We start from the raw sequence: 18,991 nt of genomic DNA on the forward strand, positions 1-18,991 counted from the left end.
CGGCCGCGTTCCTCACTCCGCGTCGGCGAGGAAGTCGGGTTCGGGGCGCTTTTCGTCGTACTCGCTGTGGAGGTGGTCGCGGAATTCCTCGACGCTCACGTCCTTGGCCTCGCGTTCCTTGCGGTCGCGGACGGAGATGGTCTCGGCTTCTTCCTCGTCGCCGCCGACGATGACCATGTACGGGACGCGGTCGGTCTGGGCCTCCCGAATCTTCCGGCCGAGCGTCCACGAGCGGTCCTCGATGTCGACGCGGAAGTCGCCGAGTTCGTACTGGAGCTTCTTCGCGTACCCCAGCTGGTCGTCCGAGATGGGCAGGATGCGGACCTGCTCGGGCGCGAGCCAGAACGGGAACTTGCCGTTGAAGTGCTCGATGAGCACCATGAAGAAGCGCTCGTAACTGCCGTAGAGCGCGCGGTGAATCATCACCGGCTGGTGGTCCTCGTTGTCCTCGCCCGTGTACGTCAGGTCGAAGCGGTCGGGCATGTTGAAGTCGAGCTGGACCGTCGGGCCGTCCCACTTGCGACCGAGGGCGTCCTTGAACGCGAAGTCGATTTTCGGGCCGTAGAACGCGCCGTCGCCGGCCTCGATGCCGTAGTCGATGCCGCTGTCGTCGAGGACCGCGCGGAGCTGCGTCTCGGCCTGCTCCCAGATTTCGTCGCTCCCGACGGACTTCTCCGGGCGCGTCGCGAGCGCGACTTCGGCGTCCAGTCCGAACGTGTCGAACACCGTCAGGATGTTGTCGATGATGAGGTTGATTTCGTCTTCTATCTGGTCGGGGCGGACGAACAGGTGGCCGTCGTCGATGGTAAAGGACCAGACGCGCGAGAGGCCCGATAGCTCGCCGCGCTGTTCCTTCCGGTAGACCTTCCCGTCCTCGAAGTAGCGCACCGGCAGGTCGCGGTACGACCACGACTGCTGGTCGAAGATGGTCGCGTGGCCGGGGCAGTTCATCGGCTTCAGACCGTACTCCTCGTCGTTCACGTCGAGGAGGAACATGTCGTCGACGTAGTTCTCGTAGTGGCCCGACTTCTTCCACAGCTCCGTCCGGAACAGGTGGGGCGTCTCGACGGGGTCGTAGCCCGCGTCGAGGTTGAGCTGTTTCGCGTAGTCCGCGAGCTCGTCGAGGATGCGCTTGCCGTTCGGCTGGTACAGCGGCAGGCCCGGCCCCGTCGTCTCGTCGATGGCGAACAGGTTCAGCTCCTGGCCGAGCTTTCGGTGGTCGCGCTCCTTTGCCTCCTCGCGCATGTCGAGGAACTCTTCGAGGTCGGACTCGGACTCGAACGCCGTCCCGTACACCCGCGTCAGCGTGTCGTTCTCCTCGTCGCCGCGCCAGTAGGCCGCGGAGATGTTCAGGAGCTTGACCGCGCCGATTTCGCCCGTCGATTCGACGTGCGGGCCCTTACAGAGGTCCTCGAACTCGCCTTGCTGGTAGAACGAGAGTTCGTCGTCGCCGGCGGCTTCGTCTTCGAGGATATCGCGCTTGTAGGGGTTGTCGGCGTACTTTTCGAGGGCCTCCTCGCGGTCGACGAGGACGCGCTCGATGTCGAGGTCATCCTCGATGATGTCGCGCATCTCGTCTTCGATGGCTTCGAGGTCCTCCTGTTCGAGGTCGACGCTCGTCACGTCGTAGTAGAAGCCGTCGTCCGTCCACGGGCCGATGGTCAGTTTGGCCTCGGGGTGGAGCCGCTGGAGGGCCTGTGCGAAGACGTGGGCCGCCGAGTGGCGGAGCACGTCGAGATACTCGTCGGACTGGTCGGTGACGATGACGAGGTCCGCGCCGTCGTGGAGCGGCGTCTCCTTGTCCACGAGTTCGCCATCGACGACGCCGGCGACGGTGTCCTTGCCGAGGCCGGGGCCGATTGCGAACGCGGCGTCTCGCACCGTCGCACCCTCCTCGACGGAGAGTTCCGTCCCGTCGGGGAGGATGACAGCGATTTCACTCATACGCGCACGGAACGGACGGGGGAGAATAAGTGTTGTTGAGACGAGCGCGAGCGACGCCCGCTCGCGCCCGATTTCGTGCGATTTGCTAGCACGGATGTTGTGGCGTCGTCGGCCCGACGCGGTCCCCTCTCCCGCGGTCGCGCCCTCGTCGTCGGCCCGCCGTTTCGACCCAAAGTACCAATTGGGTCGCACGCGGACCCTGTGGGTATGCGACTTTCTCGACAGAGCGGGGTGTTCATGCACGTCACCTCGGTCCCGGGACCCCACGGCATCGGCGACCTCGGCGACGGCGCGCGCGCCTTCGTCGACTTCCTCGCCGACGCCGAACAGTCGATGTGGCAGTTCTGCCCCCTCGGGCCGACCGAGCCGGCCATGGCGAACTCGCCGTACCAATCGACCTCCTCGTTCGCCGGCAATCCGCTTCTCATCGACCTCACCGACCTCGTAGACCGCGGGTGGATCACCGACGACGACCTCGAACCCGTCCCCGAGTTCGACCCCCACGCCGTCGATTACGAGCGCGTCGGCGAGTACAAGCGCTCGCGGCTCCGCACCGCCTTCGACCGCTTCGAGGCCGAGGCCACCGAAGACGACCGCGCCGCCTTCGACGCCTTCCGCGAGCGCGAGGCCGGCTGGCTCGAAGACTACGCACTGTTCGCCGCCCTGAAAGACGAGTTCCGGCGGGCGTGGATAGACTGGCCGACCGAGCTGAAGACCCGCGACCCCGGCGCGCTCGCCGACGCCCGCGCGGAGTACGCCGACGAGATTCGCTACCGCGAGTTCGTCCAGTTCTGCTTCGACGAGCAGTGGAGCGCCCTCGCCGACTACGCCGACGAGAAGGGCGTCACCCTCGTCGGCGACCTCCCCATCTACGTCGCGCTCGACAGCGCCGACGTGTGGGCCGCCCCCGAGGCGTTCGACCTCACCGAGTCGAACGAACCCGCCGTGGTCGCCGGCGTCCCGCCGAACCCGGACGACTCCGGCCAGCGCTGGGGCAACCCGCTGTACGACTGGGAGACGCTCCGCGAGGACGGCTACGGCTGGTGGCTCGACCGCCTCCGCCGGCTGTTCGACCTCGTGGACGTGACCCGCATCGACCACTTCAAGGGCTTCGACGAGTTCTGGGCCATCGACGCCGACTCGGACGACCCCGGCGACGGCGAGTGGCGCGACGCGCCCGGCCACGACTTCTTCGAGACGGTCGAGCGCGAACTCGGCGACCTCCCCTTCATCGTCGAGGACCTCGGCTTTCTCGACCCCTCGCTCGTCGACCTCCGCGACCGGTTCGCCTTCCCCGGCATGCGCGTCCCGCAGTACGCCGACTGGTGCCGCGAGGGCGACATGTACCAGCCGATGCACTACCCGGAGAACTCGGTGGCCTACACCTCGACCCACGACACCGACACGTTCGTCGGCTACTACCGCGACCTCGACGACCGCACCCGCGACTGCCTCCACTACAACATCGGCGCGGACGGCTCGGAGATTCACTGGTCTATCATCGACGCCGTCTGGAACTCCGCGTCCGTCCTCGCGTTCACGACGACGCAGGACCTCCTCGGCCTCGACTCGCACGCCCGGTTCAACACCCCCGGCACGCAGACCGGCAACTGGGAGTGGCGCGTCACCCGCGAGGGCCTCGACAGCGCCGTCGCCGACCGCCTCGCGGACCTCACGGACCTCCACATCCGCAACTGAGGCCGTCGCCGCCCCTCGCCTCGGTTCGACTACACCTTTTTGGGTCGCCCACCCGACGGCCACGGTATGTCTCGCCGCCTCGGTCTCGGCGCGTTCGCCGCCGGACTCCTCGCCGCGGTCGTCTCGGCGCTCGTCCGCGCGACGACCCCGCTTTCGGACTTCGACGTGCCCAACGCCGACCTGCTCCTCTCGACGGGGCTGTCGGCCGCCGCGGTCGCGCTCGTCGCCTACGGCGTCTACCGCTTTCTCGCCGCGTTCCTCGTCGCGCGCATCGCGGACCGCCGCCGCGCCCACGACGTTCGGAACGTCCTGCGACTCGGGGTCGGCGGCGTGGCGCTCGTCGGCGTCCTCGGCGCGTTCACCGAACAGTGGCTCGGCGTGTTGGTCTCCTTCGGCGTCATCGGATTCGCCGTCACCTTCGCGCTCCAACAGCCGATTCTCTCCTTTATCGGTTGGTTCTACATCCTCGTCAAGCGGCCGTACGCGGTCGGCGACCGCGTCAACATCGGCTCCGTCTCCGGCGACGTCGCAGAGGTCGACTTCCTCGTCACGACGCTCTGGGAGACCGGCGGCCCCCTCGCGTCGAACCAGCCGACCGGCCGGACCGTCACCGTCCCGAACTCGCTGGTCCTCTCCTCGGAGGTCGTCAACTACGGCGCGCTGTTCGACCGCGTCTGGACTGAGGTGCCGGTGCAGGTGTCCTACGAGACGGACCTCCCGTTCGTCCGTCAACTCCTCTTGGAGGTGGCCGACGAGGCGCTCGGCGACGACATGGACGCCGCGATGAAGCGCTACCGGGACAGACTCGCCGAGTCGCCGCTGGACCTCGACGTGGCCGACGGCCCGACCGTCAACGTCGCGCAGGAGGAGTCGTGGGTCGTCTTCCGACTCCGCGTGCTCGTCCCGCCGACCCGCGCCCAGCGCGTCAAAAACCGGCTGTACGAGCGCATTCTCGACCGTCTGGGCGACCACCCCGACCGCGTCAGTTTCCCGGTGAGCCGCAACCGCTGACGCGACGCGACCTGAGATGGTGCGCCGTGGGTCGCCGCCTCGCCCGCCGGCATCGAAACCCGCAAATCCCCCGCGCCCAACGTCGAAGCGATGGAGACGGGTGTCATCGACCTCGCGAGCCTCGACGGAGCGTTCGACCTCCAATCGACGCTGGAGAGCGGCCAGTCGTACCTCTGGGACCGCCCCGACGGCCGGATGTACGAGCGCGACGCGGCCCACGGCGGCGACGCGTGGTACCAGACGGTCGTCCCGCCGCTCGACGGCGTCTCCGACCAGTCGGCCGTCGTCAGGGTGCGCCAGTCCGACGGCGGACTGGAGTGGGAGTCCAACCTCGACGCCGTCCCGCTTTTGACCCACCTGCTCCGCCTCGACGACGACCTCGACGCCATCGTCTCGGAGATGCCCGACGACCCGCTCTTTCGGCGGGCCTACGAGGCGTATCCGGGCATGCGGCTCGTCCGCGACCCGCCGTTCGGCTGTCTCGTCTCCTTTATCTGCTCGGCGCAGATGCGCGTCTCCCGAATCTTCGGGATGCAGTCGCGGCTCAGAGAGAGCTACGGCGAGCGCGTCGAGTTCGACGGCGAGACGTACTTCGCGTACCCGACGCCCGAGCGACTGGCCGAGGCCACGGAGGAGGAACTGCGCGACCTCAGCCTCGGCTACCGCGCGCCGTACGTCCGGCGGACGGCCGAGATGGTCGCCACGGGCGAGGCGACGCCCGCCGAGGCCCGCGGCCGCGACTACGAGGACGCCCGCGACTTCCTGACGACGTTCGTCGGCGTCGGCGACAAGGTCGCGGACTGCGTCCTCCTGTTCTCGCTCGACTACCTCGAAGCCGTCCCGCTCGACACGTGGATTCGGTCGGCCATCGAGGAGCACTACCCCGACTGCGACCGGGGGAACTACGCGGATACCTCGCGGGCCATCCGCGAGCGCCTCGGCGGCCGCTACGCCGGCTACACCCAGACGTACGTCTTCCACTACCTCCGCTCAGGCGGGGAGTGAGCGCCGCGAGACGGCGTGGCAAGAAGGTTGATACCCTTCGGCACACTACCTCCTCGTACCCATGGACTGCAGAGTCGTCGTCGAGGCCGCGGTCCCGGTGTACGACGTAGAAACCGTCGACGAGGCGATTCGCATCGCCATCTCGAAGACCGGGGAGATGCTCAATCCCGACCTGAAGTACGTCGAGATTAGCATGGGCGCTCGGACCTCGCCCGGCGGCGAGGAACTCCAACCCGCCTTCATCGCCGCGGACGAGGCGCTCGTCGCCCTCGAACTGGAGATGACGGTGTTCAACGTCGAACAGGAGGAACACGCCTCGCGCATCGCCCGGAAGGAGATCGGCCAACGCCTCGAAAACATCCCGCTGAAGGTGCTGTCGGTCGAACGAGTCGACGACGAGTCCGTCGAGACGGACGGCGAGGGCGACACCCGCGCCGAAACCGGGGCGTCGGACGCCGACGAAACGCTCGTCGACTTCGACGACCTCGTCGACGACCACTGAGGCGTCGGCGGGCCGCCGCCTCAGTCCCGCCCGCTGTTTCTGCCCGTACTGAACTCATCCACCGCTTCGACGCGGCGGTCGCTCGGAAGCGTCGTCGTCCGCGAGAGCACGGCGCAGTCGCTCTGAGGTGTAGGGTCGCAGAGGAGAACGCGTTTCTTGTCTCGGTTCAGTCGGCTTGCGGTGCGAGCGGCTCTGGTTCGGCCTCGCGCATCGCTCCGGTGATTCCTTTCGCCAGTTTAAACACGGCTGCTTTGTGGTCCGTCTTGGACTTGTGGATGGATGTCGGTCGTACGCCGAGTTCGTTGTACTCGACGAGACTGATTTCCTCGTCCTCCCAGGCCTCAATCTGGGTGTGGACTTCTGCGAGCAGACCGTGCAGGTGGATGAGTTCCTGCTTCTTCATGAGCAACCACGGCTTGAGACCGGAGGGATATAGTATTATCTTGAGTCACGTTAGCATCCGACTCCCTTAAACCGCCGATTATGGGTGTCTCAGGGAAAATTTCGTATTCGTCAGTTTGCAATTCGTTTGTTGTTTCGCCCGTCGATAGTGAGCCTCGGCGGAATCTCACGAGCAGTTTATATAGCTATGTAGCTCGCGCGCCGAACGGCGGCCGCGCGCGCCGGGGGTCGTGAGAATTTTACGCCGGCGCGCGCGTACTGTCGCGCATGGACTACGACGACCAACTGGACCGCGCGCTCTCGGAGTCGTCGGACGTGGCGGAAGGCGGCGACCGCTTCAGCGTCCCGGAGCCGACGGTCCGACAGGAGGGGAGCGTCACGGTCTACGAGAACTTCGCGGCGACCCACGACCGGCTCGCTCGCGAGGCGACGCACGTCCTGAAGTTCTTCCAGACGGAACTGGGAACGAGCGCCCAGATCGACGACCGGGGTCGAGCGCGCTTTACCGGCGAGTTCAGACAGCGTCGCATCGCCGACGCGCTCGACGAGTACGTCGAGTCGTTCGTCCGCTGTAGCGAGTGCGGGTCGCCCGACACGAAACTCGTCACGGAGCAGGGCGCAGAAGTGCTGAAGTGCGACGCGTGCGGTGCGCTCTCGGCGATTCCCGACATCTGAAAAACGAACGCCCGGCGGGTCGCTCCCGTTCGGGAGACGGCCCCGCCGTCACGCCTCGCTATTCGAACTGCTTGAGCGTCTGGAGGTCGCGTTCCGTCCGCATGAACTCGGCCGTGCGACGCGTCGCGCCGCAGCCCTGACACGAGTAGTTGTCGCGGTGAGCGGGGAGTTCGGTCGGATTCGTCTCCCAGTCCTTTCCACATTCGGGGCACAAGAGTCGGACGAACGCTTCAACCATACCCCGTATATCCTCCGGGAGCGCGGATAAATGTTGTTACGGGCTGGCACGGGCGAGAAAAAGTGCGGGCCACCGGAGTCACCGGGACCACAGAGCGCTTACGCGAACAGGGTGCCGTCTTGGACTTCGAGCAGCTCCTTGTAGCGGTTGCGGATGGTGACCTCGGAGATGTCCGCGACCGTCGAGACCTCGCTTTGGGTCACCTTCTCGTTGGTGAGGAGGGCGGCGGCGTAGACGGCGGCGGCGGCGAGGCCGACCGGCGACTTGCCGGAGTGCACGCCCGTCTCCTTCGCGTCGCGGAGGAGCTGTCGGGCCTGCCGCTCGGCCTCGTCGGAGAGACCGAGTTCGCTGGCGAACCGCGGGACGTACTGCTCGGGGTCGGCGGGCTTGATTTCGAGCTTCAGCTCGCGGACGATGTAGCGGTACGTCCGGGTCAACTCCATCTTGTCGACGCGGGAGACCTTCTCCAACTCGTCGAGCGAGCGCGGGGTGCCGGCCATCCGGGCCGAGGCGTACAGCGCCGCGGTGGCGACGCCCTCGATGGAGCGGCCGGGCAGCAGGTCGTCGTTGAGCGCGCGGCGGTAGATGACCGAGGCGGTCTCCCGGACGTTCTCGGGGAGACCGAGGGCCGAGGCCATGCGGTCGATTTCGCCGAGCGCCTGCTTGAGGTTGCGCTCCTTGGAGTCGCGGGTGCGGAACCGCTCGTTCCACGTGCGAAGTCGCTGCATCTGCTCGCGCTGGCGCGGCGAGAGGGACTTCCCGTAGGCGTCTTTGTTCTGCCAGCCGATGTTGGTCGACAGCCCCTTGTCGTGCATCATCTTGGTCGTGGGCGCGCCGACGCGGGACTTGCTGTCGCGCTCGGCGGAGTCGAACGCGCGCCACTCGGGACCGCGGTCGACCACGGTGTCCTCGACGACGAGGCCGCAGTCTTCGCAGATCGTCTCGCCGTGCTCCTCGTCGGTGACGAGGTGACCGCTGCACTCGGGGCAGACCTGCTTTTCGTCTCGCTGCGATTCGTCTCGCTCCGACTCTCGGGACCGGGCGTCCCGGGTCTTTGCGTCGGCACTGTAGGTTCGGGTGGTTATGGTGTCGCTCATGGTGGGGTGGAAGGCGCGGATACGTCTCGGCCGGGAAGACCACAGAAGACGAAAGAATAATCCGGCTTGGACGGGGCCTTACCAACAGTAAGTTCGAAAGTCTTATAAATGTTTCGCTGACCCCGTGTGGATGAATCGCACGATGTGGCCGCTTTGTCGTCATTGAGCCGACGGGAATCGACGGGTCGGCGTGAGTAATCGGGTAGTATATCTCTTTCGTCGCTCAGAGCCAGCCCTCCCGCCGGAAGTAGACGAGCAGGACCACGGAGACGAGCGCCATCCCGAGCATCGTCGCCGGGTAGCCGTAGGCCCAGCCGAGTTCGGGCATGTTGAACGCCGACGCGCCGGGGTCGAAGTTCATGCCGTAGACGCCGACGACGAGCGTGAGCGGGAGGATGATGGTCGCGACGACGGTGAGCGTCTTCATCACCTCGTTCGTCGACTGCGAGAGGGTGTTGAGGTAGATGTCCCGCGCGCCGCGCGCGAGGTCGCGGTACGTCTCCGTGAGGTCGACCAACTCGACGAGGTGGTCGTACACGTCGCGGTAGTACTTCTCCGTCACCTCGCGGACGTAGTCGGGGTCGCCGCGGGCGAGCACGCCGACGGCCTCCCGCGTCGGCCACACGGTCTTCCGGAACGAAAGCAGGTCGCGCCGGACCGCGTTCAGTCCTTCGAGCACCTCCGGGTCCGGTCCTTCGAGGATGATGTCCTCGATGAGTTCTATCTCCTCGCCGACCTCGTCCAACAGCCCGAAGTACTCGTCGACGATGCGGTCGATGACGCGGTAGGCGACGAAGTCCGGCCCGAACCTGAGCATCCGCGGTTCCTCTCGTTCGATGGCGTTCCACACGTAGTTTATCGGCTCCAACTCCCGGCGCGTCAGCGTCACGAGCCAGTCGTCGCCGAAGCAGAGCCCCACGGGTCTGGTCTGGACCTCCTCTTCGAACACCTGTTCGCCCGCGCGGAGCGTCGCCACCCGAACGACGACGAACGTGTACTCGTCGTACTCCTCGACTTTCGGCCGGGCGTCGTTCCGCACGTCCTCGACCGAAAGCGGGTGGACGCCGAACGCCTCGGCGACGCGGTCGAACTCCTCGGCTGCGGTCGCGCGAACCCACGTGGTTCCGTCGGCGTCGCGCGCCGCGTCCAGCGCGGTCTCCTCGTAGGCCGACACGCCGTCGTCGCGGTAGACGAGCGCCGAAATCACCGCACGTCACCCCCGATGGCCCAGAGCGTGATGCCGACCATGACGGCCGTCACGGAGAACGCTCGTCCCGGATAGGTGACGAGCGTCCCGAGGCCGTAGCCGACGACGCCGAGCGCCGTCACCGCGATGCCTGCGGTCCGTACGCGAGTCATGGACTCACCGACCCGCGGCGACGAGAAAAAGGCACCCCCGAGGCGACCCCGCGAGCCACCGTCGGCGGTTCACCCGTGCGGCCTACGCCTCAGACGGGTGTTCGACCGAGCGAATCAGTTCGAGAACGTTCTCCTCCTCGCCGTCGAGTTGCTGTGGGTACAGCCCCATCGCGACGATGAAGTCCTCGTTGTGCCGAACCTTCGTCACGTGGACGTACACGTCGACCTCGTCCCCGCCGAACCGCGCGGTGGCGCTGTACTTCGTGACGTTGGTCGTCTGTCCGAGCATCTGGACGTTCCGCGAACTGACGGGGTCGACGTCGCTGAGGCCCTGATACCGGTTGTCGACGAGGCGGATGAGGTCGTCGTTCGAGTAGTCGCCGATGGGGCTCCGCGGCTGGCCCGCGACCTCGACGGCGGGCGTCGAGATGACGCTGAACGAGCCGAGTCTGGCCTCGCCGAAGAAGCCGAGGTCAAGCGTCTTCTCGTAGGTCGTGATGTGGTTGCTGGCGGCGATTTTGCGCTCCTGTCCGCCGAACGAGAGCGTCCGGTTCACCGCGAACGTCTCGGTCCCGTTCGTCTCGTAGCCGGCGTTCGCGGCGACCGTCGCGTCGGCCGCGGCGGGTTCAGATTCGAACGTCAGCGTCTCCTCGCCGGTCAGAAAGCCGATACAGCCGCTCGTGAACACGAGCGCGGCGAGCGCGAGCACCGCGACTACGCGTCTGGAACTCATTGCTCCGCCATTTCCCCTCACCGGGCATAAGTTCGGTGGCCGGGCGGTTCGGTCTTCGGCGCGGTTCGCGATGCGGCCCGCGGAGCGGTCTGCGGGTTTCGCCTCAGTCGTCGAGGTCCCGCGACTCGTTTTCGCGGCGAATCACGCGACCGCTGTAGAGGTAGTAGGCGGGCGCGACGAACGGGAGCGCGAACGCCGCGCCGAACCAGAGATGCCGCGACGCGCCCCAGTCGATGCCCTGTCCGCGGAGCGACCTGATGTCGGCGCGGACGAGCCCCGCGTAGAAAATGTGCGTGACGAGGTAGACCGCGAACGCCGGTTCCGGCCCGATGTACAGCGAGACGGCGGTGAAGATGACGAACCCGATGACGTAGATGACCGGCAGCACCCCGCGGTAGCGGCCGCGCGCCGGGCGCTGTTTCCGCTGCCGCTCGCGCTCGACCGCCGTCCCGCGGCGGTACTCGTCGGTGCTCATGTCGCTACGGTGTGGCCCGCGGGGAAAAAGTGGTTCGCTCAGCCGAGGTACTTGGCGTCGACCTCGTGCGGGCCGGCGTCCGTCGGGAGCGCGACCGTCTCTCGGAGGTGCTCGCGGACCGCCGAGCGCCACGCACGGACCGCCTCGGTGTGGCGCTCGTGGTGGGCTTCGACCTCGTACGGTTCCGGGCGGGTCTCGTCGACCTCGGGATACGCGGGGGCGTCGTCGGCGACGAAGACCCGAGGGTCGAGGTGTATCGGCTCGGGGTCGGCGTAGTCCGAGGCCTCGCCGCCGGTGCGGTGAATCCGCGCCCGCATCCGCCCGTAGAACGGCGGGGTGACCCGGAGGACGACGGGGTCGTCGCCCCGTCGGTTCGCTTCGAGGGCGGTCACGAGGTCGTCGGTCGTGACTGCGAGCGAGCGGACGGCGGTCGGGTCGGACGACCCGCGCGCGTCGTTCAATCTCCGACGCGTCCGCGGGTCGTCACCGACGTGGGCCGCAGTTCGCCGCTGCACTCCGGACAGGTCGAGCGGTACGACGCGGCGCTCACGGTCGTTTGACACTCACGACAGACGTACGAAGCGCGTTCCATCGAACATTCGTACGAGATATGGTGTGTTAAAACTTACCACGAATAAGGAGTCACGCCCGCGGGTCCGTGTCCTTTTACCCGGACGGGGCGCAATCCGCCAGTATGACAGACGCATGGTTCGCCGGCGCGGACCCCGACGACCCCGAATCCGGGGCGACGCGAGTCCGAACGGGCCGCGCCCCCGCCCCCGCCGACTGGCCGGCCGAGGCCGTCGACGCCGGGTTCGCCGCCGACGAGACCGACTACTACGCCAAACTCCGCTCGGCGACGCTCACCGCCGCCGGCGAGGCCGTCGCGGAGCGCGAGCGCGCCGACGACGTGCAGCTCGCCCACGCCGTGCGCGCGATGGACGACGCCGAACGGACCGCGAACGAACTCGCCGAGCGGGTCGTCGAGTGGGCCGGCACGCTCTACGAGGACGTCCCGCGCGGCCTCGACGGCGTCCGCGACATCGCCGCCCGAGACCCCAAGACCGCCGCCGAAGAGCGCGTCGTCTCCTACGCCACCCGCGCGGTGGACCTGCTCGACGAGCGCGACGACCTCCGGTCGTTCATCGAGGAGCGCGCGCCCACGGCCGCGCCGAACCTCGCCGAGATGGCCGGTCCCGTCCTCGCGGCGCGGCTCATCGCACTGGCGGGCGGTCTCGAACCCCTCGCCAAGAAGCCGAGCGGCACGGTCCAAGTGCTCGGGGCCGAAGACGCCCTGTTCGCGCACCTGAAGGGCCGCGCCACGTCGCCCAAACACGGCGTCATCTTCACCCACGAGTACGTCCGTGGGACGCGCCCGCAGGACCGCGGGTCGGCCGCCCGCGCGTTCGCCGGGAAGCTCTCTATCGCCGCGCGCATCGACCACTACTCGGGCGACTACCGGCCGGACCTGCACGCCGAACTCGCCGACCGGATGGAGACGATTCGCGCCCGCGCCGACGCGGAGGCCGACGAATGAGCGACGACAGTTCCGCGGCCGACGCCGGTGCCGATGCCGACCTTCCCGACGGCGTCGAACGCCGGACGTTCGGCGGCCGCGAGCGCCTCTCGACCGAGGGCGCACAGGTCTACGGCGAACCCGTCGACGCCGACGGCTGGCGCGCGTGGGACGCCGGGCGCTCGAAGCTCGGCGCGATGCTCGAACTCGGCATGGACACGGGCCTCGTCGGCGGCGAGTCGGTGCTCTACCTCGGGGCGGCCTCGGGGACGACCGTCTCGCACGTCGCCGACTTCGCCGGGCCGACCTACGCCGTGGAGTTCGCCCCGCGCCCCGTCCGCGACCTCGTCGGCGTCGCCGAGGACCGCGACAACCTCTTTCCGCTGTTGAAGGACGCGCGCGACCCCGAGTCCTACGCTCACGTGGTCGAATCCGGCATCGATTGCCTCGTCATGGACGTGGCGACCCGCGGGCAGGCGACCGTCGCCGTCCGCAACCGACAGTTCCTCGCGGACGACGGCCGACTCCTGATGGCCGTCAAGGCGCGGAGCGAGGACGTGACCGCCGACCCGGACGACGTGTTCGACGGCGTGCTCGCCGAACTCGACTCGGCGTACGAACTCCTCGAAACCGCCCGCCTCGACCGCTTTCACGCGGACCACCTCGGCATCGTCGCCCGGCCGAAGTAGGTCGCCGGCGGCGGTTCCGTCATCGCACCGTCCGACGACTGTGTCCCGAGACGTGATTTCCGAGCGTCACTAGCTCCCGAATCGCTCGCCCGCGGTCGTGCGACGCGTTCGCCGGCTCCCACGGTGTTTTTAATTCGGCGCAACTTACGCCGTTGCGATGGAACTAGGGTCGGCGGATGCCTTCGACCGAATGGGGACGCTCGGCGTCGAAGAGGAATTCTACATCGTCGATGCCGACGGCCGCCCCACCTCGGGTATCGACGACTTAGTCTACGGTCCGGAGCCTCCGGAACCGCTCGCAGGGCGGCTCGACCACGAGCTGTTCAAGTTCACTATCGAGACGCAGACGCCGCTCATCGAGGCCCCCGACGAGGCCGGCTCGGCCGTCGAGACGGTCCGCGAGGCGCTCGTCGACCACGCCGCTGACCACGGCTACCGCATCGCCGCGGCCGGGCTCCACCCCGCCGCCAAGTGGCGCGAACTCGACCACGCGACCAAACCCCGGTATCAGGCGCAACTCGACCGGATTCAGTATCCGCAACACCGGAACACGACCGCCGGCCTCCACGTCCACGTCGGCGTCGACGACGCGGACAAGGCCGTCTGGGTCGCCAACGAACTCCGCTGGTATCTCGCGCCGCTTCTGGCGCTCTCCGCGAACTCCCCGTTCTGGAACGGCTTCGACACCGGCCTCGCCTCCGCCCGCGCCAAGGTGTTCGAGAACCTCCCGAACACCGGCATGCCGACCGCCTTCGACGACTTCGAGGACTTCCAGCGCTTCGAGCGCCGAATGGTCGAGTACGGCTCGATAGACGACCGGGGCGAACTCTGGTACGACGTGCGCCCCCACACCGGCCACGGGACAGTCGAAATCCGCACCCCCGACGCCCAGACCGACCCCGAGCGCGTCGCCGACTTCGTCGAGTACGTCCACGCCCTCGTGTTGGACCTCGCCGACCGCTACGAGTCCGGCGAGTCGGGGACGCCGGTCCGCCGCGAACTCCTCGACGAGAACAAGTGGCGCGCGACCCGCTACGGTCGTGACACCGACTTCATCGCCCCCGACTCCGAGGGCGTCGTGAGCCTCGAATCGTTCGTCGAACGCGAGTCCGACCGCCTCGGCGTCGACGGCCTCCGGTCGCTTCTCGACGCCGAATCCGGAACCGCCGTCCAGCGACGGATTCACGAGGAATCCGGGCTCGACGCCCTGTGCGAACACTTGACGCTGGACTGAGTCGCACGCCGACGCGCGACAGGAAACATTTTTTAGCGCCCCAGTTTTGACCTTTGCCGTAGCACAAATGTCTGCGGACCAGAGCACAGAGGGGAGCGCGGAGTCGACGGACGAAGACAACTCGGGCGGCGCGGCCGACTGCGCCGTCTCCGAGTTCGACGACGGGTTGGTGGACCTGCTCGCGTGGATTCTCGACACCGAGACCCGCGCGCGAATCTACGTCCACCTCCGACAGCACCCACACTCGACGAGCGAGGAAGTCGCCGAGGGGACCGGCCTCTACCCCAGTACGGTTCGGGAGGCGCTGGCCGAACTCGCCGACGACGAGACGGTCGAGCGCCGCAAGCGGAAGAGTTCCGGCGCGGGCAACAACCCCTACGAGTACGTCGCCATCGCTCCGAGCGACCTCGTGAAGGGCGTCACCGGACAGGTGCAGGCGCAGTTGAACGCCGTGTTCAACCTCGACCGACACCTCGGAACCGACCGCACCGACGAGACCGAACCGGTCACGATTACGGTCCGCGAGGAGTAGCCCCGCGGTCTCCCGGCTTCTACGGTGGTTCGCCCGGCTTCGTAGCCCCCCGCTCACCCCGCGCGTTGGCCCGTTAGGCTAACCCGACCCGCTTAAGTCGCGCCGCGCCTACCGCGAGAGTATGCACGTCGCGCTGGGCGGGACGTTCGACCCTGTCCACGATGGACATCTCGCGCTGTTCGAACGGGCGTTCGAATTGGGTGATGTCACGGTCGGACTCACGAGCGACGAACTCGCGCCGAAGACGCGACACGTCGACCGCTACGTCCGGCCCTTCGACGACCGCAAGGCGGACCTCGAAGCCGAACTCCGGCCGCTCGCCGAGGCGTACGACCGCGAGTTCGAGGTCCGCGAACTCGACAGACCGACCGGCATCGCGACCGAGCCCGGATTCGACGTCCTCATCGTCTCGCCCGAGACGCGACGCGGCGGCGAGCGCGTCAACGAGATTCGAGAGGAGAAGGGCCTCGAACCCCTCCGTATCGAGGTCGTCGAGCACGTCCCCGCCGAGGACGGCGACCGCATCTCCTCGACGCGAATCGTCTCCGGGGAGATAGACCGCCACGGCAACGTCACGCCCGACCGCGAGGGCCGCGGCCGGACGCCCCCCAGCGACGAATAGTTTTCACGCCCACGGTCGTACTGTCGCCCATGCGACACCCGCTTTTCGCCAGCTTCGCCGTCGGCGTCGTCGCCGCGGTCCTCGTCGGTATCGCCGTCACCGAGATGGCCGCTCGGTGGGTCTTCTTCTCGCTTTTCGTCGGTATCCCGGCCGGTCTCGTCGCCGGCGTCCTCGCCACCGCGGTGACCTACGCGGTCTTGACTCGCCGGATGGCACCGTCGAACTCTCCAGAGTGAGCGCCTCCCAACTACCAACTCGGCGGTCGGAAGCCGGCCTCTCGGAGGAGGTCCTTCCAGCGCTGTTGGATGCTGAGCCGCGACACGTCCATCGACTCGGCGACGGCGGTCTGGGAGCGTTCTTCGCCGGCGATGAGCGCCCCGGCGTAGAGGCTGGCGGCGGCGACGGCCCGCTTCGAACGCTCCTCGTCGGGCAACTGCGTGAGAAACATGTCCGAGGCGTACGAGCGGGCCTCGCTGCCGAGTTCGAGGCCGTCGGCGGCGGCGTCGATGCGGGCCAGCCACTCCCGGTTGTCTCGTTGGTCTCGGGCGCTGTACATGGTCGTCGTTGCGGCCGCGGGGGCATAATCCTCGCGGCGGGCGCTCGTGACGTTTATATATCGTTGCGGGAAATGTGCGGTCGAAGGGCGCGTGTCGCCCGACTGCGCGCGGGTAGCCAAGTGGCCAAAGGCGCAGCGCTTAGGACGCTGTGGTGTAGACCTTCGCAGGTTCGAACCCTGTCCCGCGCACTAAGCGAACGAAGTGAGCGAGGGAGCAGACAGGTTCGAACCCTACGAGACGAGCACAGCGAGTCTCGGCCCGGTTCGAACCCTGTCCCGCGCGCCTGCCGTTGAAACTCTCGTTGAAGATTTCTTCACCGCCGACTGCGACAGCGACGCACCCTGTGAATCCGGCCTCTGGATAGAGTGACAGTCGGGTCTCGGGTGTCGGGTCAGTACGTTCCCCCGCCGCGACCCCGTACTCCGCGTTTAAAGACCCCGCATACGTTCGGAGGAAACCTTACCGTCGTGGTGTCCAATTCGCGGACGAATGCCTGCGCAGTCACTCTACGCTCGCATCGGCGGCCGCGAGGCCGTCGAAGCAGTCGTCTCGGACTTCTACGACCGCGTCCTCGCCGACGACTCGGTCGCGCACTACTTCGACGACATCGACATGGTCGAACAGCGCGCCCACCAGGTCAAGTTCATCAGCGCCGTCGCGGGCGGTCCCGTCGAGTACGACGGGGCCGATATGCGGGCGGCCCACGACCACCTCGACCTCTCGGGCGAGGACTTCGACGCCATCGCCGAACACCTCGCGGCCGCGCTCAACGAAAACGGCGTCGCCCCGGACGACGCCGACGCGATTCTCGACGAGGTCGCCGCGCTCAGAGCGCCGATTCTGGGGCGATAGGTCCCGTTCGACCCCTCTTCGGGGAGAATCAGTCGCCGGTCTCGACCGGTCGAATCGCGCACGCCACGCGTCAGACGCGACACAACCCTTTTTCTCACCCGGTGTGTCTCTCCACCAATGGCGGCGTTATCCGAATTATTGGGCGACCTCGTGGCGGACGTCGATGGGCTGTTTCTGTTCACGCCGAGCCACTCCCACTACGAGCAGTTCGCCGAGACGGACGTTCCGACGGTGGTCATCGCGCCGGAGAACACGGTCGAAGCCGAGACGTTCGTGGAACTGCCCCTGCAGTTCCAGAACGTCAAGGACCGCATCCGCTTCGGCGTCGAGGGCGCGATGGAACAGAGCATCGTCGAGGCCGGCGACACCATCGCCTGCAACGTCGGCGTCTTCGGCGGCGACCTCGACTCGCTCGTCCGCGTTCGCGTCGACGAGAACATGCGGTCGGGCATCTACGACCTCTTCGCGAACTCCCGGGCGGACCCGGGCGTCATCCGCGACGTGTTCGAGGTGGCCATCGAACTGGGCAAGAAGGGCCAGAAGGGCGAACCCGTCGGCGCGCTGTTCATCGTCGGCGACGCGGGCAAGGTGATGAACAAGTCCCGGCCGCTTTCGTACAACCCCTTCGAGAAGTCCCACGTCTACGTCGGCGACCCCATCGTCAACGTGATGCTCAAGGAGTTCTCGCGGCTCGACGGCGCGTTCGTCATCTCCGACTCGGGCAAAATCGTCTCGGCGTACCGCTACCTCGAACCCTCGGCGGAGGGCGTCGACATCCCGAAGGGGCTGGGCGCGCGCCACATGGCCGGCGGCGCTATCACCCGCGACACCAACGCCACGGCCATCGTCCTCTCGGAGTCCGACGGCCTCGTTCGGGCGTTCAAGGGCGGCAAAATGATTCTCGAAATCGACCCGGAGGCGTACTGAGATGCCGGGGTCCGCTTCGGCGTCCCTCGTCCACTCGTCGGTCGGTCCCGCGTCAGCGCCCACGGTCGCACCCGAATCCGCATCCGCATCTGTCTCTGTGTCTGCGCCCGTCGTCCCGCTCCAGACGGTCGGCGGCGTCGTCGACGACATCGTTCGAATCGCCGGGATTCGGTTTCTCGGCGTGCTCACCATCCTGCTTTTCGGCTTGGTGCTCGCGTACGTCGCGGGGACGCTCGTCCACCGACTCCTCGTCAGCGTCGGCGTTCCGGAGGCCATCGAGGGCACGGCCTTCGAGCGGACCGCCCGCGACTTCGAGACCTCGACGGTCGAAATCCTGTCGTGGCTGACGCGGTACTTCGTCCTCGGAATCAGTGTCTTCGCCGCGCTGTCGTTCGCCGGCGTCAACTACGCCGACCGGTTCTGGGGCCTCGTCATCGCCATCCTCCCGCAACTGTTCATCGCCATTCTGGTCCTCATCACCGGGGTCGTCGTCGGCGACAAGGTCGAACTCCTCGTCGCCGAGCGGTTCCGCGCGGTCAAACTCCCGCAGGTGAATCTCCTCCCCGCGCTCGCCAAGTACACCGTCTTCTTTCTCGCCACGCTGGTCGCGCTCTCGCAGGTCGGCGTCGCCACGCTCGCGCTCATCGTCCTCCTCGGGGCGTACCTGCTCGGCCTCATCGTCTTCAGCGCCGTCGCCTTCCGGGACCTGCTTCGCTCGGGCGCGGCGGGGACGTACCTCCTTTTCACCCAGCCGTACAGCATCGGCGACGAAATCGTCGTCGGCGAGGTCCGCGGCGTCGTCCAGGAGTTCGATATGTTCGTCACCCACGTCGAAGCCGAGGAGACGGAGTTCGTCGTGCCGAACGCGCGCGTCCTCAACAAGGGCGTCGGCCGCGTCCGCAGGTGACCCGAACGCCCACCGC

Annotated in this window: 25 protein-coding genes and 1 tRNA gene; 15 read left to right on the forward strand and 11 right to left on the reverse strand. The window is 67.4% G+C overall.

Going from position 1 to position 18,991, the window contains the following annotated elements:
- Positions 1–12: 12 nt before the first annotated feature.
- Positions 13–1,944, reverse strand: a complete 1,932-nt coding sequence (thrS, locus tag NDI65_RS00230) for a threonine--tRNA ligase (RefSeq protein WP_089777656.1) — start codon at positions 1,942–1,944, stop codon at positions 13–15.
- 207 nt (positions 1,945–2,151) lie between these two features.
- On the opposite strand from thrS, the gene malQ reads away from it, so the two are divergent.
- The 4 genes from malQ (at position 2,152) to NDI65_RS00250 (ending at position 6,160) form a co-directional block, all read left to right on the forward strand.
- Positions 2,152–3,642, forward strand: a complete 1,491-nt coding sequence (gene malQ, locus NDI65_RS00235) for a 4-alpha-glucanotransferase (protein WP_310893069.1) — start codon at positions 2,152–2,154, stop codon at positions 3,640–3,642.
- Between the two features lie 66 nt (positions 3,643–3,708).
- Positions 3,709–4,653, forward strand: a complete 945-nt coding sequence (locus tag NDI65_RS00240) for a mechanosensitive ion channel domain-containing protein (protein ID WP_310893070.1) — start codon at positions 3,709–3,711, stop codon at positions 4,651–4,653.
- Between the two features lie 90 nt (positions 4,654–4,743).
- Positions 4,744–5,658: a DNA glycosylase gene (locus tag NDI65_RS00245; RefSeq protein ID WP_089777659.1), complete on the forward strand. Its 915-nt coding sequence runs from the start codon at positions 4,744–4,746 to the stop codon at positions 5,656–5,658.
- Positions 5,659–5,719: 61 nt separating this feature from the next.
- Positions 5,720–6,160, forward strand: coding sequence for a DUF555 domain-containing protein (locus NDI65_RS00250; protein ID WP_089777660.1), 441 nt, complete (start codon positions 5,720–5,722; stop codon positions 6,158–6,160).
- A gap of 166 nt (positions 6,161–6,326) precedes the next feature.
- Here the strand turns inward: NDI65_RS00250 and NDI65_RS00255 are convergent, their stop codons facing one another.
- Positions 6,327–6,563, reverse strand: coding sequence for a UPF0058 family protein (locus NDI65_RS00255; RefSeq protein WP_004041569.1), 237 nt, complete (start codon positions 6,561–6,563; stop codon positions 6,327–6,329).
- A gap of 266 nt (positions 6,564–6,829) precedes the next feature.
- Between NDI65_RS00255 and NDI65_RS00260 the strand changes: the two genes are divergently transcribed.
- Positions 6,830–7,237 (forward strand): translation initiation factor IF-2 subunit beta, encoded by a 408-nt coding sequence (locus NDI65_RS00260; protein WP_089777661.1) that lies wholly within the window; start codon positions 6,830–6,832, stop codon positions 7,235–7,237.
- Positions 7,238–7,295: 58 nt separating this feature from the next.
- Here NDI65_RS00260 and NDI65_RS00265 read toward each other — a convergent pair whose 3' ends face one another.
- The 8 genes from NDI65_RS00265 to NDI65_RS22195 all read right to left on the reverse strand — a co-directional run bounded on the left by NDI65_RS00265 (position 7,296) and on the right by NDI65_RS22195 (position 11,731).
- A complete protein-coding gene (locus NDI65_RS00265; RefSeq protein WP_008574529.1) occupies positions 7,296–7,475 on the reverse strand; it encodes a hypothetical protein in 180 nt (59 codons plus the stop codon).
- Positions 7,476–7,573: 98 nt separating this feature from the next.
- Positions 7,574–8,572: a transcription initiation factor IIB gene (locus NDI65_RS00270; protein ID WP_089777662.1), complete on the reverse strand. Its 999-nt coding sequence runs from the start codon at positions 8,570–8,572 to the stop codon at positions 7,574–7,576.
- Positions 8,573–8,795: 223 nt separating this feature from the next.
- Positions 8,796–9,779: a magnesium/cobalt transporter CorA gene (corA, locus tag NDI65_RS00275; protein ID WP_089777663.1), complete on the reverse strand. Its 984-nt coding sequence runs from the start codon at positions 9,777–9,779 to the stop codon at positions 8,796–8,798.
- Positions 9,776–9,931, reverse strand: coding sequence for a hypothetical protein (locus NDI65_RS00280; RefSeq protein ID WP_167344110.1), 156 nt, complete (start codon positions 9,929–9,931; stop codon positions 9,776–9,778). The genes corA and NDI65_RS00280 overlap by 4 nt, the downstream gene beginning before the upstream one ends.
- An 82-nt stretch (positions 9,932–10,013) precedes the next feature.
- Complete coding sequence (locus NDI65_RS00285) at positions 10,014–10,640, reverse strand: DUF6517 family protein (protein WP_193310945.1); 627 nt, start codon at positions 10,638–10,640, stop codon at positions 10,014–10,016.
- Positions 10,641–10,767: 127 nt separating this feature from the next.
- Positions 10,768–11,139, reverse strand: a complete 372-nt coding sequence (locus NDI65_RS00290) for a hypothetical protein (RefSeq protein WP_089777665.1) — start codon at positions 11,137–11,139, stop codon at positions 10,768–10,770.
- Positions 11,140–11,177: 38 nt separating this feature from the next.
- On the reverse strand, positions 11,178–11,600 hold the full coding sequence (locus NDI65_RS00295) for a hypothetical protein (RefSeq protein ID WP_089777666.1): 423 nt from the start codon (positions 11,598–11,600) through the stop codon (positions 11,178–11,180).
- Positions 11,597–11,731, reverse strand: coding sequence for a rubrerythrin-like domain-containing protein (locus tag NDI65_RS22195; protein WP_139043109.1), 135 nt, complete (start codon positions 11,729–11,731; stop codon positions 11,597–11,599). The genes NDI65_RS00295 and NDI65_RS22195 overlap by 4 nt, the downstream gene beginning before the upstream one ends.
- A gap of 102 nt (positions 11,732–11,833) precedes the next feature.
- Here NDI65_RS22195 and NDI65_RS00300 point away from each other — a divergent pair, with 102 nt between their 5' ends.
- The 6 genes from NDI65_RS00300 (at position 11,834) to NDI65_RS00325 (ending at position 15,968) form a co-directional block, all read left to right on the forward strand.
- Positions 11,834–12,676: an NOP5/NOP56 family protein gene (locus tag NDI65_RS00300; RefSeq protein WP_089777667.1), complete on the forward strand. Its 843-nt coding sequence runs from the start codon at positions 11,834–11,836 to the stop codon at positions 12,674–12,676.
- Positions 12,673–13,344, forward strand: coding sequence for a fibrillarin-like rRNA/tRNA 2'-O-methyltransferase (locus NDI65_RS00305; protein WP_089777668.1), 672 nt, complete (start codon positions 12,673–12,675; stop codon positions 13,342–13,344). Before NDI65_RS00300 ends, NDI65_RS00305 begins: the two co-directional genes overlap by 4 nt.
- Before the next feature lie 157 nt (positions 13,345–13,501).
- The gene (locus NDI65_RS00310; RefSeq protein ID WP_089777669.1) at positions 13,502–14,578 is read left to right on the forward strand and encodes a glutamate--cysteine ligase; all 1,077 of its coding nucleotides are present in this window, start codon (positions 13,502–13,504) and stop codon (positions 14,576–14,578) included.
- A gap of 67 nt (positions 14,579–14,645) precedes the next feature.
- Positions 14,646–15,110, forward strand: a complete 465-nt coding sequence (locus tag NDI65_RS00315) for a winged helix-turn-helix domain-containing protein (protein WP_089777670.1) — start codon at positions 14,646–14,648, stop codon at positions 15,108–15,110.
- Between the two features lie 121 nt (positions 15,111–15,231).
- Positions 15,232–15,732: a phosphopantetheine adenylyltransferase gene (locus NDI65_RS00320; protein ID WP_089777671.1), complete on the forward strand. Its 501-nt coding sequence runs from the start codon at positions 15,232–15,234 to the stop codon at positions 15,730–15,732.
- 29 nt (positions 15,733–15,761) lie between these two features.
- Entirely contained in the window at positions 15,762–15,968 is a 207-nt protein-coding gene (locus NDI65_RS00325) for a hypothetical protein (RefSeq protein ID WP_089777672.1), read from the forward strand.
- Between the two features lie 11 nt (positions 15,969–15,979).
- Here the strand turns inward: NDI65_RS00325 and NDI65_RS00330 are convergent, their stop codons facing one another.
- Complete coding sequence (locus NDI65_RS00330; RefSeq protein WP_089777673.1) at positions 15,980–16,288, reverse strand: cyclin; 309 nt, start codon at positions 16,286–16,288, stop codon at positions 15,980–15,982.
- Positions 16,289–16,394: 106 nt separating this feature from the next.
- Here NDI65_RS00330 and NDI65_RS00335 point away from each other — a divergent pair.
- From NDI65_RS00335 to NDI65_RS00350, 4 genes are all read left to right on the forward strand, one after another.
- A tRNA-Leu gene (locus NDI65_RS00335) sits at positions 16,395–16,477 on the forward strand.
- A 301-nt stretch (positions 16,478–16,778) separates the two neighbouring features.
- Complete coding sequence (locus NDI65_RS00340) at positions 16,779–17,141, forward strand: group 1 truncated hemoglobin (protein ID WP_089777679.1); 363 nt, start codon at positions 16,779–16,781, stop codon at positions 17,139–17,141.
- Between the two features lie 117 nt (positions 17,142–17,258).
- Entirely contained in the window at positions 17,259–18,068 is an 810-nt protein-coding gene (gene dacZ / locus NDI65_RS00345) for a diadenylate cyclase (RefSeq protein ID WP_004976646.1), read from the forward strand.
- A gap of 1 nt (position 18,069) precedes the next feature.
- Positions 18,070–18,975 (forward strand): mechanosensitive ion channel domain-containing protein, encoded by a 906-nt coding sequence (locus tag NDI65_RS00350; protein ID WP_089777680.1) that lies wholly within the window; start codon positions 18,070–18,072, stop codon positions 18,973–18,975.
- Positions 18,976–18,991: the final 16 nt, after the last annotated feature.

The organism is Haloferax sp. S2CR25 (assembly GCF_031624535.1).
Lineage (GTDB): Archaea > Halobacteriota > Halobacteria > Halobacteriales > Haloferacaceae > Haloferax > Haloferax massiliensis.